The organism is Aeromonas sp. L_1B5_3 (assembly GCF_963866575.1).
Taxonomy (GTDB): Bacteria; Pseudomonadota; Gammaproteobacteria; order Enterobacterales; family Aeromonadaceae; genus Aeromonas; species Aeromonas jandaei.
Window position 1 is genome coordinate 39,149 of the sequence record NZ_CAWMDN010000125.1, and the last position, 12,513, is coordinate 51,661.

At 60.9% G+C, this 12,513-nt stretch carries 12 protein-coding genes; 8 read left to right on the forward strand and 4 right to left on the reverse strand.

Features of this window, described 5'->3' with window-relative positions:
• The first annotated feature begins 59 nt into the window (after positions 1–59).
• The 3 genes from AACR93_RS15435 (at position 60) to AACR93_RS15445 (ending at position 2,793) form a co-directional block, all read left to right on the forward strand.
• On the forward strand, positions 60–836 hold the full coding sequence (locus AACR93_RS15435) for an alpha/beta fold hydrolase (RefSeq protein WP_043851238.1): 777 nt from the start codon (positions 60–62) through the stop codon (positions 834–836).
• A gap of 105 nt (positions 837–941) precedes the next feature.
• Positions 942–1,985 (forward strand): plasmid segregation protein ParM domain-containing protein, encoded by a 1,044-nt coding sequence (gene parM / locus AACR93_RS15440; protein ID WP_185226818.1) that lies wholly within the window; start codon positions 942–944, stop codon positions 1,983–1,985.
• The gene (locus AACR93_RS15445; RefSeq protein ID WP_231556961.1) at positions 1,978–2,793 is read left to right on the forward strand and encodes a hypothetical protein; all 816 of its coding nucleotides are present in this window, start codon (positions 1,978–1,980) and stop codon (positions 2,791–2,793) included. The genes parM and AACR93_RS15445 overlap by 8 nt, the downstream gene beginning before the upstream one ends.
• A gap of 97 nt (positions 2,794–2,890) precedes the next feature.
• On the opposite strand, the gene moeB is transcribed toward AACR93_RS15445, so the two are convergent.
• Complete coding sequence (gene moeB / locus AACR93_RS15450) at positions 2,891–3,646, reverse strand: molybdopterin-synthase adenylyltransferase MoeB (RefSeq protein WP_043851239.1); 756 nt, start codon at positions 3,644–3,646, stop codon at positions 2,891–2,893.
• Positions 3,643–4,869 carry a molybdopterin molybdotransferase MoeA gene (moeA, locus tag AACR93_RS15455; RefSeq protein ID WP_043851240.1) on the reverse strand — a complete coding sequence of 409 codons (1,227 nt, stop codon included), beginning with the start codon at positions 4,867–4,869 and terminating at the stop codon, positions 3,643–3,645. Before moeA ends, moeB begins: the two co-directional genes overlap by 4 nt.
• A gap of 227 nt (positions 4,870–5,096) precedes the next feature.
• Here moeA and folE point away from each other — a divergent pair, with 227 nt between their 5' ends.
• Positions 5,097–5,753 (forward strand): GTP cyclohydrolase I FolE, encoded by a 657-nt coding sequence (folE, locus tag AACR93_RS15460; protein ID WP_043851241.1) that lies wholly within the window; start codon positions 5,097–5,099, stop codon positions 5,751–5,753.
• 389 nt (positions 5,754–6,142) lie between these two features.
• Positions 6,143–7,792, forward strand: coding sequence for a methyl-accepting chemotaxis protein (locus AACR93_RS15465; protein WP_043851242.1), 1,650 nt, complete (start codon positions 6,143–6,145; stop codon positions 7,790–7,792).
• A 125-nt stretch (positions 7,793–7,917) separates the two neighbouring features.
• Here AACR93_RS15465 and AACR93_RS15470 read toward each other — a convergent pair whose 3' ends face one another.
• A complete protein-coding gene (locus tag AACR93_RS15470; RefSeq protein WP_043851243.1) occupies positions 7,918–9,648 on the reverse strand; it encodes a formate--tetrahydrofolate ligase in 1,731 nt (576 codons plus the stop codon).
• A gap of 66 nt (positions 9,649–9,714) precedes the next feature.
• Here AACR93_RS15470 and AACR93_RS15475 point away from each other — a divergent pair, with 66 nt between their 5' ends.
• On the forward strand, positions 9,715–10,128 hold the full coding sequence (locus AACR93_RS15475) for a hypothetical protein (protein WP_041208712.1): 414 nt from the start codon (positions 9,715–9,717) through the stop codon (positions 10,126–10,128).
• Here the strand turns inward: AACR93_RS15475 and AACR93_RS15480 are convergent.
• Positions 10,125–11,021 (reverse strand): LysR family transcriptional regulator, encoded by an 897-nt coding sequence (locus tag AACR93_RS15480; protein WP_043851244.1) that lies wholly within the window; start codon positions 11,019–11,021, stop codon positions 10,125–10,127. The two genes, AACR93_RS15475 and AACR93_RS15480, sit on opposite strands and share 4 nt — an antisense overlap.
• A gap of 109 nt (positions 11,022–11,130) precedes the next feature.
• Here AACR93_RS15480 and AACR93_RS15485 point away from each other — a divergent pair, with 109 nt between their 5' ends.
• Positions 11,131–11,691 (forward strand): YceI family protein, encoded by a 561-nt coding sequence (locus AACR93_RS15485; RefSeq protein WP_041208710.1) that lies wholly within the window; start codon positions 11,131–11,133, stop codon positions 11,689–11,691.
• On the forward strand, positions 11,691–12,428 hold the full coding sequence (locus tag AACR93_RS15490; RefSeq protein ID WP_043851245.1) for a hypothetical protein: 738 nt from the start codon (positions 11,691–11,693) through the stop codon (positions 12,426–12,428). The genes AACR93_RS15485 and AACR93_RS15490 overlap by 1 nt, the downstream gene beginning before the upstream one ends.
• Positions 12,429–12,513 lie beyond the last annotated feature (85 nt).

The following is a 12,513-nucleotide window of genomic DNA, read 5'->3' on the forward strand; positions in this document are numbered from 1 at the left end:
GAAGCATAAAAAACGAACAACAGGATGGTTCAGCGGATGAGTCGAGAGGCAATGAACTGATGCGCCGCAATCAGGTGATGAAATCCAACGGTCTTGCCCTGCGCAGTGCGGGGGAGGGCCCCTTGTTGTTGCTGCTGCATGGGCTGGGTTCCTCCAGCCTCGACTGGCAGGCACAAATTGAGCATTTTTCCGAGCACTACCGGGTGGTGGCACTCGACCTGCGTGGCCACGGCCAGAGCATGCAGGAGGGACCGTTTGACGTGGCCACTCTGGCGGCAGATGTAGTGCGCTGGCTTGATGAGCAATCCGGCCCCGCCTGGGTGGTGGGGTTGTCGCTCGGGGCTATGGTGGCGCTGGAGCTGGCGCTGCAACTGCCGCACAAGGTGCAGGGGCTGGTGCTGGTCAACGGCTTTAGCGAATTTCTGCTGGAGACTCCCAAAGAGCAGGAGCGGCTTGCCCAGCGCCTCAAGTGGCTGCGCTGGTTTGGCATGCGTCCGCTCGCCTGGTGGCTCGGCCGCGAGCTCTTTCCCGGCCCTGAGCTGGCTCAGGTGCGCCACACCTTCCGGCTGCGTTTCGTGCGCAATAAAAAGAAAACCTACAAGGCGCTGCTGGAGGCGCTGCCCGGCTGGTCGGTACGCGCCCGGCTCGGCAACATCTGGCAGCCGGTGGCCATCATCTCCACCAGTCACGACTATCTGCCGCTCGCCAAGCGGGTGGAGCAGTTCGCCTCCCTGCCCAACGCCACCATCCACACCCCCGAGGGTCACCACGCCTGGCCGGCGGAAGACCCTTCCGGTTTCAATCATTTGCTTCACCGGATTTTAGAAACTCATTAAACTTGTCGCCTTTCAACTCCGTGTATGTAGTGGTCCGATCGCCTTGCCAGTGGCAGTTGGCAAGGCAATCGGACCAATTTTGCTCTATCAACAGGTGCTTCCCCCATGTCTGAAGTAATGAAAATGGCCATCGATGATGGCTCGACCAACGTCAAGGTGAGCTGGATTGAGAACAAGGTGCTCAAGACCATCATCTCTCCCAACTCTTTTCGCAAGGACTGGAAGAGCGCCGCATTGCGCAAAGACAAGAAGATCTACAACTACGAGATAGGCAATACCAAGTACACCTATGATGCGACGTCGGACAAATCGCTGGCGACCACTCATGTTGAGTACCAGTATGACGATCTCAACCTGCTCTCCGTGCATCATGCCCTGCTGCAAACCGGTGTAACTCCATGTGACGTAGCCATTACCGTGACCCTGCCCATCACCGAGTTCTATCACCCGGATGACTGCCAGCGTAACGAAGAGAAGATCGAGAAGAAGCGTCGCAACCTGATGCGTGCCATCACCCTCAACAAGGGCGAACTGTTCAACATCGTCAGCGTGGAAGTGATGCCGGAGAGCCTGCCAGCGGCACTCTCCCGTCTGGTCGGTTCGGGCTGCAACGAATTTACCAAGACGCTGGTGATCGACTGCGGTGGCACCACCCTGGACATGGGTATTATCGTTGGCGAGTTTGACGATGTCTCCGATGTCTACGGCAACAACGAGATCGGCGTCTCCATGGTGACCGACGCCACCCGCAAGGCGCTGGCGGCAGCAGACAGCGATTCGAGCTATCTGGTGGCCAACGAGTTCATCAAGCGTCGTCACGACATGAGTTTCGTGCGCGAGGTGGTCAACGACGAGAGCCAGATCCCGCGCATCCTCGAGAAGATGCAGAACAAGATCGACGAACTGGGCTCCCAGGTTGCCCACGAAGCGAAGAAGTTTGCCAAGAACCCGAACCGCGTCTATCTGGTCGGCGGTGGTGCTTCCCTCATCCACGATGCCATCAAAGCGGCCTACCCGACCCTGGGTGACAGAGTCGAGCTGCTGGATGATGCCCAGTCCGCACTGGCCCGCGAGATCTGCCTCTACACCACCGAAGAGGATGAGGTCTATCGCGAAGCGCCCGTGATGGCCGAGGTCGGCGATGAGTAGTCAACTCAAGCGCATGTCCTTCTCCATCTATATGGATCCGGGGGCGCTGGAGTCTGATCGCTATGCGGTCGGGGTGTTGCAGAACTGGTATCAGCGGGCGCGCAAGATCCAGGATGGCAGCGAGGAGTTCGACTTCTCCAAAAGCCGTTTCCACAAGGATATCTATCTCTCGGGCATGTTCATGTATGTGCTGGCGCCCAACCTCTGCAAGGCAATTGCCAATGCACTGGGGCCGGAGCAGGTGAGCATGACCACCCTGCGCCATGCCTTTGCCAGTTGTGGCTTCCATCTGGGCGGGGAGGGCAACGAACGCCCCGCTACGGATGCCATGGTTGAGGAGATAGTGGCGCGACTGGCTCCGCGGCTGGAGCAGGCAGATAATGGTTCGCTGGCTGACGAGATCGTGAGTCGTCTTGGCCAGCAGGGAGGAGCACCCTCTTCTGACCAGTTGGTGGAGGAGATAGTGAGCCGCCTTGGCGAGCAGCAGCCCACCGAGCTGTGGGATGAGCGGAGGCAAGGTCTGCCAACCCCTCTCGATCATGATCAGCTGGCTGAAGCGATTGCGGGCAAGTTGCCATCAACTGCAGGCGAGCAGGATCTGGCGCCGCTGCAGAGCAGCATCCAGTTGCTATCCCGTCAGCTGGAAGAGCAATCGCGTCTGATCCGCGAGCAGCACAGATTGATCCAGCGGCTGGCCAGTGCGCCAGTGCGACAGGGGAGTGATGGCGCTGAGGCTGAGCCCATAGTGGAAGATCTGTCAGCTCAAGTCGCCAACATCAAACGAGTCAAGGCCAAGGGTATTTTCTGACGGCACTTGACGTAAAAAACAATGCAAAAAGCCGACCCATGGGGTCGGCTTTTTATTGGCGGCAACTGAGCTCCTCGCTATGCATGAGTTGCCGTGCTTACGGATGTGAGCAGACCGGGCAGTCGGGGCGCTTGGGCAGCTTCATCTCCCGGAAGGTGCCGCTCAGGCCGTCGATCATCAGCAGGCGGCCGCTGTAGTTCTTGCCTATGCCGGCCAGGATCTTGATGGCTTCGAGCGCTTGCAGGCTGCCCACCAGGCCCACCACGGGGGCGAGTACCCCGGCTTCGACGCAGGTGAGGGCCTGCTCGCCAAACAGGGCGCTGAGGCAGGCGTAGCAGGGCTCATCTTCCTGCCAGGTGAAGCTGCAGAGCTGACCCTCCAGCCGGATGGCGGCGCCGCTGACCAACGGTACCCTGTGCTGGCGCGCCTTTTGATTGAGCTGGTTGCGAATGGCCAGGTTGTCGGTGCAATCCAAGACCAGCTGGTGGCGGGGCAACAGGGTATCGAGCAGCGCCTCGTCGGCCACGGCGGCGTGGGTTTCCACGTTGAGCCAGGGGTTGAGGGCGCGCAGGGACTGCGCTGCTGAGTCCACCTTGTAGTGGCCGATGCGCTCATCGGTGTGCAGCACCTGCCGCTGCAGGTTGGAGAGCTCCACTTTGTCGAAATCGACCAGAGTAAGCTGGCCTACTCCGGCCACGGCCAGATACTGGCTGGCGGCGCAGCCAAGACCGCCAGCGCCGATCACCAGCACCCTGGCTTGCTTGAGCGCCTCCTGTCCCTCGAAATCGAAGGATTTGAGGATGATCTGGCGGTTGTAGCGCAGTAGCTCGACGTCGCTCAGGATCTCGCTCACAGCAGCAATCCCCCAAAGGGTTCGACGGTGACGGTTTCACCCATAGCGACGCGGCCCCGCTCGCGCTCAAGAATGATGTAGCAGTTGGCCCGTGACAGGGAGCTGAACACGGCGGAGTCTTGCGAGCCGGTACTGCGTACCTCGAGACCGTTTGGTCCCTGACTGAGGATGCCGCGCTGGAAGTCGAGTCGGCCCGGACTCTTCTTGAGTTGCTCGGTGGTGACGGCCTGCAGCTGAAGCGGGCGCTCGAAGCGTTGGCCAGCCAGCTTGGCCAGCGCCGGTTGCACCAGCTGATCGAAGGTGACCATGGCGGAGACCGGGTTGCCCGGCAGGCCGAAGAACCAGGCGCGGGGCAGGCGGCCGAAGGCAAATGGCTTGCCCGGCTTGATGGCCAGCTTCCAGAAGCCGATCTCGCCGAGCTCGTCCAGCAGCTGTTTGGTGAAATCCGCTTCCCCTACCGAAACGCCGCCGGTGGTGATGAGCACATCGGCCTCTTCATCAGCGCGGATAAATGCGGCACGCAGCTGGGCGGGATCATCCGGGATGATGCCAAGGTCGAGGCAGTCGCAGCCCAGCCGCGCCAGCATGGCCCGCACGCCGTAGCGGTTGGAGTCGTAGATGTCGCCGTGGGCGAGCGGGGTGCCAACCGGCTTGAGCTCGTCACCTGTGCTGAAAATAGCCACTTTCAGCGGTCGGCGTACCGGCACGGTCGCGATGCCGAGGGAGGCAAGCAGCGGCATCTCGCGCGGGGTAAGGCGGGTGCCAGCTTGCAACACACAGGCCCCCTTGCCGATATCGCTGCCGGCGCGGCGGATATTCTGGCCCGATTCGGGCTGTGCCAGAAAAGTGATCCGATCGCCGTCGGCCTGCGTTTCTTCCTGCATCACCACTGCATCTGTCCCTTCGGGAACCGGGGCGCCGGTCATGATCCGCACGCAGTGACCGGCGGGCCACTCGCCCTGATAGGGCTGACCGGCAAAGGCTTTGCCCGCCATGATGAGCGGGATGCCAGCGGCGAGATCGGCCAACCGCACGGCGTAACCGTCCATGGCGGAGTTGTCGAACGGGAGCACGGCGAGGGGAGAGGCGATGTCGCTGGCAAGGATCCGGCCAAGGGCCTGTGGCAGGGGCGGTTGCTCGCTGTCGCAACAGCAGGCGAGTTGCTCCAGCATTCCTTGTAGGGCATCGCTTAACGGCAGTAGTCCGCTGGTATCAAATCCCATCGTCATGACCTCTTGTGATGATTGAGGGCGGGATTATCACAAAAATTGCCGGGGATGGGCAGCGGATGGGGCGGTAAAAGTCGGGCTATGGTCATAAAGTATGATGACGGACGCAAGTTGACTTGAATATTGGCGGCAATGGCCGTTTACTATGCCGCCTTACAATCATCAAGCTTGGGGTGGCCCGTGTGGCGGCCCCGACGTCCCTGAGCATGGGAGAGAAGAGAATGACAACACTGAGTCAGGAAGCCTTGCTGGTCAGGGCGGCCCTCGAGGCCCAGGGATTGGAAACCCCCCTGGTTGCCAACGAGCTGGACAGCCAGCAGAAGCGCGAAAAGATCGAAGGCCACATGCGTGCCATCATGGAGACGCTGGGGCTCGATCTGGCCGATGACAGTCTGGCCGAAACGCCGCATCGCATTGCCAAGATGTACGTCAACGAGATCTTCTCCGGCCTCGATTATTCCACCTTCCCCAAGGTGACGGTGATCGAGAACAAGATGCAGGTGGACGAGATGATCATGGTGCGGGACATCAGTCTCACCAGTACCTGCGAGCATCACTTCGTCACCATCGACGGGCTGGCCCATGTGGCCTATATCCCTCGCGGCAAGGTGATCGGGCTCTCCAAAATCAACCGTATCGTGCAGTTCTTTGCCCGCCGCCCCCAGGTGCAGGAGCGACTGACCCAGCAGATCCTGCTGGCGTTGCAGACCCTGCTTGGCACCAAGGATGTGGCCATCAGCATCAAGGCGACCCACTACTGCGTCAAGGCGCGCGGGGTGATGGATTCCACCTCCTATACCACCACCACCTCCCTCGGTGGCGTCTTCAAGACCCAGCCCGATACCCGCGCCGAGTTTCTCTCCGGCCTGAAGGGCTGACAGGCAAGGAGACATGGTGCCGCAGCGCCGTGTCTCCTTGATATTTCTCTCAATTTTTCCTGCTCGTAGCCCGTCAGTTTCATCGATAAATCTCCTCAAGGGATCGCCCCTCCCGGTCGATATAAGTCGCCATGGCTTGTCTGGCTCTCCTGGAGAGTGCAAGCAAGCCAGCAAGGTGCCTCCTTTCGCTGGCTTTTTGGCCAACATAGCCTGCCGTTACTGCTGCCGTGGGCGGTCAGGCTGGCAGCATCTTGTTAACGCGTTCGCTTCGTTCAGGTAGGGACACAGATTGATCAAGGCTGGATGAGCCGCCATGGAGGTGGTGACAGCGAACCGTATTCATACGGTTCAGACGGGCGTTATCTGTTCACTCAAATCCAGGACATGCCATGAATACCATGACCATAGGTAAAAAACTCACCGCCGGCTTTGCCGTGCTCGGTTTGATGGTCGCCTTTATCGGCGGTTTTGCCCTTGTCCAGTTTGGCAACATGAATGATGTTGCTATCCGGTTTACCGACAGTATCTTGCCTGCTGTCAATCGCACCAGTGCGATTGGGGATTCTCTCGGTGAGTTGCGTCGTTATGAGCTGGGCTATTTCGTGGTGGCCGCCGAGCCGCTAAAAAGGGCTGAATATCGGAATATTGCCAGTCAACAGCTTAACTCGATCGCACAGCAGCTGAGTGCCCATGACAAGACTATCTGGCCTGAGGATGTGGCGGAGCGCCGTACCTTCGATACGGTGAAATCTGACTGGGATCGTTATGTCGCCCTGCACCAGCGAGTCAAACAACTGCAAGACAGCGATCAGCTTGCTGAAGCCCAACGCATATTCCTGGAGGAGGGGGTTCCCCTTTACACCGCGCTGAGCAAGTCAGTGGCCTCCCTTATCCAGATTAACCATGGCTACGCATCTGAATCCCGCAGTGACATTGTCGAGTCTTATCAATCTGCCAATCTGAGCGTCACCATCGCGCTGGTGATCGGTCTGATTCTTGCGGTAGCGCTCTCCGTGGTACTGACCCGCCAGATCCGCGATCCCTTGGTGATGCTGGCCCGTCAGGCCCAGCGCATCGCAAGCGGCGCGTTGGGCAAGGGGGAGCTGCAGGAGTGGATTCGTGGCAATCGCTTCAAGCGTGACGAGCTGGGTCAGCTCGGCACAGCCATTGACCGCATGCAGGGTGCCCTTGCTGATCTGGTGAGCGAGATCGCCGGCTCGGTGAGTCAGCTCAGCAGCGCGGTGGAGGAGGTGAGCGCCATCTCCGATCAATCTGCCAGCGGCATGGCGCGTCAGCAGAGCGAAGTCTCTCAGGTGGCGACTGCCATGAACGAGATGCAATCCACAGTGAACGAGGTGGCCCGCAATACCACGGATGCCATGAGCGCCGCCAAGGATGCCTCCCGCACCTCGACCCAGGGCAATCAGGTGGTGCGCAGCGCCATCGGCAGCATCGAGGCGGTGTCGGTCAAGATAGAGGAAGCGGGCTCCGTGGTGCAGCAGCTGGAGCAGGACAGCACCAATATCAGCATGGTGCTCGACGTCATTCGCGGTATTGCCGAGCAGACCAATCTGCTGGCCCTCAATGCGGCCATTGAGGCGGCCCGCGCTGGCGAGCAGGGGCGTGGCTTTGCCGTGGTGGCGGACGAGGTGCGCTCCCTGGCCCAGCGAACCCAGAACTCCACTGCCGAGATCAGCAAGATGATCGAGGTGCTGCAGGCGCGCACCGCCGAGGCGGGCAGCGCCATGCAGCTGAGCCGTCAGCAGATGCAGGAGAGTGTGGGTCTGGCACGGGAAGCGGGACACAGCATCGATACCATCAATGGTGCCGTGGTGCACATCACCGACATGAACACCCTGATCGCTACCGCTACCGAGGAGCAGAATGCGGTGACCGAAGAGCTTAACCGCAGCATCGTCAACATCCATAACGCGGCTGATGAGAATGCCCAGGGGGCGCAGCAGATCGCTCAGGCCTGCATCGAGCTGAGCAAACTGGCCACCTCGCTACATCATATGACCCAGCGCTTTACCCTCTAAGAGCGTTTGGCAGATAGCAAAAGGCCCCGTCCAGTGACGGGGCCTTGTTGTTTCTGGCAGTTTTTTTATCGCAGTGCTGATTAGCGCAGCCTAATCAGCCGGAACCAGATCCTTTATCCGACCATTCAGCTCAGGCCGACGATGTCGCCGTTATCATCGATGTCGATGTGACGATAGGCCGGCAGGCTGCCAAGGCCCGGCATGGTCATGATGGGGCCCGCCAGTGCATAGACGAAACCGGCACCGGCGCAGAGCTTCACCTCGTCGATGGGCACTTCGAAGTCGGTCGGTACCCCCTTGAGGGACGGGTCATGGCTGATGGAGAGCGGCGTCTTGGCCACGCAGACCGGCAAGTGATCCCACCCCTCGGCAGAGAGTTGTGCCAGCTGCTGGCGCGCTTTGTCCGACAGCTGTACCCCGCGGCCACCGTAGCCACACTCCACCAGAGTAGCCAGCTTGGCTTCGAGACTCGCTTCGTCGGGGTAGAGCAATTTGACTTTGCCCGGCTGTTCACAGGCGGCAACCACGGCGCGGGCCAGCTCGCTTGCGCCAGAGCCACCCAGAGTGAAGGCGTTGGAGATGGCGCTGCCACAGGCGCCGGCCTGCATCGCCTCACGGGCCAGCAACGCCAGTTCGGCCTCGCTGTCGGTGGGGAAGCGGTTGATGGCGACCACCACGGGCACGCCGTAACGACGGGCATTGGCGATATGCCAGGCGAGGTTGGCGCAGCCCTGCTTTAGGGTCGGCAGATCCTCACGCAGCAGGCTTTCCGGCAGCGGCTGGCCCGGACGGATGTCGAGCAGGCCGCTGTTGGCCTTGAGGCCGCGCACTGTGGCCACCAGCACTACGCAGGCGGGGGTCAGGCCGGATTGGCGGCACTTGATGTTGAAGAACTTCTCCAGCCCCATGTCGGAGCCAAAACCCGCTTCGGTCACCACGTAATCGGTGAGACCAAGGGCCATGCGATCGGCGATCACCGAGGAGTTGCCGTGGGCGATATTGGCAAAGGGGCCGGCATGCACCAGCACCGGGGTCTGCTCTGTGGTCTGCATCAGGGTCGGCTGCAGGGCATCCTTGAGCAGCACCGTCATGGCGCCCGCCACTTCCAGTTGTTCGGCTGTGATGGGCTTGCCGTGCAGGTCGCGGGCCAGCTGGATGCGACCGATGCGCTGTCGCAGGTCTTTCAGATCGCTTGCCAGCGCCAGAATGGCCATCAGCTCGGAGGCGGCGGTGATGACGAAGCGATCGCTGCGTTCAACCCCGTCGGCGGCGCCACCCTGACCGATGGTGAGGTGGCGCAGGGCGCGATCGTTCATGTCGAGGGTACGTGGCCAGAGAATGTTGTCTGCATCGATATCGAGTCGCGGCAGGCCGGTTTTGGCGCTGAACTGGTCGCCGAGTTTGCGCTCATGGAACAGGCGAGCATCGAGGGCGGCCGCCGCCAGATTATGGGCTGCGGTGAGGGCGTGAAAATCGCCGGTGAGGTGGAGGTTCATCTCCTCCATCGGCACTACCTGGGCGTGGCCGCCGCCGGCTGCCCCCCCCTTGACCCCGAACACCGGGCCGAGGCTCGGCTGGCGGATGGTGGCGATGCTGGGTTGACCGATATGGTTGAGCCCCATGGAGAGGCCCAGCGTGGTCACCGTCTTGCCTTCGCCGAGCGGGGTGGGGGTGATGGCGCTCACCAGCACCAGCTTGCCGCTCTGTTCTGGCTGTAATTTGAGCAGGTCGAGGCTGAGTTTGCCTTTGTAGTGGCCATGGGGGCTGAGCATGTTGGTCGGGATGGCGAGGCGCTTGGCCAGTTCGTGAATGGGGAGGCGGGGGGAGTGGCGGGAGATCTCGATATCGCTTAGCATCAGCACCTCGTTGGCATGGCGGGCTTAATATGCGGCGCAGTCTAGTGGAATATAATGGGTAATCCAATGACGAAAACGATTTTATTTGGTGGCGGTGAGCAGATGCAGGAGCCTCTTCTGCTGGATCTCAACGCGCTCTATCATCCACCCAAACGGCCGTTGACTGCCCTTGGCATTGTCAGTGCGCTGGTGCCCCTGTTTGGTTTTGGCTGGCAGGCGATGACCGAGGATCCGCAAACCCAGCTGCGCCAGGAAATTGCCAAGCGGGTCAACAATCGCCGCAGTGATGAGGCCAACCTCATCCTGATCCTGCAACTGGCCGCCATGTTCGATTGCCCCGAGGTGACGGTAGCTCTTCCCTATGCGTTGAGCGAACAACAGCTTGCCACCATCCGCACCCGACTGCCGCGCTGGCAGCTGATCCCGGATGAGCTGCAACTGCGGGCACTCCTGTCCCCGGCAACGCCCGCCAAGGCTTAAGCTTCCCACTGCTGCGGGGCGAGATAGCGCTCCTGCACGAATTCGATAAAGCAGCGCACCTTGGCCGAGACGAAGCGGCGGTGCGGATAGACCGCATAGAGCCCCACCTCGCCCTTCTCCCACTCCGGCAGCAGGCTGACCAGCCTGCCATCCTGCAAGGCTTCTCCGACGATGAAGGTGGGCTGCAATATGATGCCCTGATCATCACAAGCGGCGCGGGTCAGCGCTACCCCGTTGTTGGCGCGCAGCGGCCCCTGTGGCCGGATGCTCTGTTGCTCGCTTCCCCGTTTGAAGTGCCACTCCGGCTGGGTCAGGGTGTAGACCAGACAGTCGTGTTGCTTGAGATCTTCGGGCTTCTCCGGCCACCCCTTGCGTGCCAGATAGCCGGGGCTGGCACAAAGCTCGACCCGGATGGTGGCAAGCTGGCGCGCCACCAGCGAGGAGTCGCTGAGGTGGCCGATGCGCAGCGCCAGATCGAACCCCTCTTCCACCAGCGCGACTCGCCGGTCGCTGTACTCGATATCGAGCTTGAGATCGGGGAAGCGCTCGCGAAACAGCGGCAGGGCGGGGGAGAGGTGAAGGTAGCCAAAGTCCATCGGCACCGAGAGTTTGAGGGTGCCGTTGGGCTGCTGGTTGTGGTGGGTCAGCTGGCTGTGGGTCTCTTCCAGTTCCGCCAGCAGGGCGAGGGAGCGCTGGTAGTAAAACTGGCCCGCTTCGGTGGGGTTGACCTGACGGGTGGTGCGCGACAGCAGGCGGGTGGCGAGGGACTCCTCCAGCTGCTGCATCAGTTTGGAGGCCATGGCCACCGAGATGCCAAGCTGGTTGGCTGCCTTGGTAAAGCTCTGGCACTCCACCACCTTGATGAAGGTGCGCATGGCGGCGATCTGATCCATTTTCCATCCTCAGTAAATAATGAATTTAATGAATCACTGATTATTCATTCTAACGACGAGGTTAGCATGTCAGCCAATGATGTGAACCCCAAGATGAAGGAACGAACGGATGAAAATGAGCAAAGCCCTGCTGGCCTCCTGCCTCTTTATGGCTGCCCCCCTGATGGCGGCGGAGTACGATGTCGACCCGGCGCACACCACAGTGCAGTTCAAGGTGGGCCACCTTGGCTTCTCCGAGCTGGTGGGGCGTTTCAACACCTTCAGCGGCACCTTCAGCATGGATGACGCCAATCCGGCTGCCGCCAAGGCGAGCTTCGAGGTGGATGCAGCCAGCGTGGACTCCAACCATGAGCCCCGTGACAAACACCTGCGCAGCCCCGATTTTCTCGATGTGAAGCAGTATCCGAAGATGACCTTCGTCAGCTCTGCTTACGAAGGAACCAAGGATAAAGGTGTACTGAAAGGCACCCTGACCCTGCACGGCGTCTCCAAAGAGGTGGCCTTCAATCTGGTGAAGGTTGGTGAAGGCAAGGATCCCTGGGGTGGCTACCGCAGCGGCTTCAACGCCACCACCACCATCAAGCGCAGCGATTTTGGCGTGAACTACATGGTGCCGAACATCCCGGACGAGATGAGTATCAATCTGTTTGTTGAAGGCGTGCGCAAGTAATGGGCGCTTCACTTCTGCTGAAAACCCTGGCGGCTCCTCTGGGAGCCGCTTTGCTGTCGTGGCGCTGGCCACGGCTGGGCTATCTCTGGGGCGCGCTGGCGATCTGGCTGGTGGGATCCTTGCTCGGCGGAGCCTATGGTCTGCCGGTCAAGGCGTGGCAGTGGCTGCCGCTCGCGCTGTTGGTGCCGGCCATCGCGGGGCAGGTGAGCGATCTGCGCGGTTCGCTGCTGCTCTTTGCCGTGGTCGGCGCCCTGATCTGGTGGCAGGGGTTGGCCTCGGTGCTGACAAGCGAGCCGATGATCTGGCTGGCGCTGTTGCCCGCCATCCTCTGGTTTGGCTGGAGCGCCTTGCGCGGTGACAGCCGCGAGGGGCTTGGTTTTGCCCTTGGTTTCATCTGGTTGGCGCTGGTGATCGGTATCGATGGCAGCCTGCTGATTGCCCAGCTGGCCGGCGCCTTGGCCGCCTTCGCCGGTTTTCGGGCACTGCTTGCCACGTTTGCCGGGGTCAATGTGGCGCCTGCCGGTCTGGCGCTGGCCCTCGCTTTCGTCCAGATGCTCGCCTGGCAATATGTGGAGGTGCCGCTGGTAGTTCTGCTGCCGGTCTGGTTGCTGCCGCTGCTGGAGTGGCTATTGCGCGGCAAGGGAGCACCTCTGCGTTGGGGGGCTTTGCTCCTGCTGGCCGGGGCGGGTAGCGGACTCAGTCTGTGGCATGTCTGGCCTGCCGCTTCTTTATACTGATTTTCGCATGAAAAACAGCCAATTACGGTCATTTTTGCATACCTGCTCATACTCTTGAGATATAAAGATTGAGCCCTCCTATGTG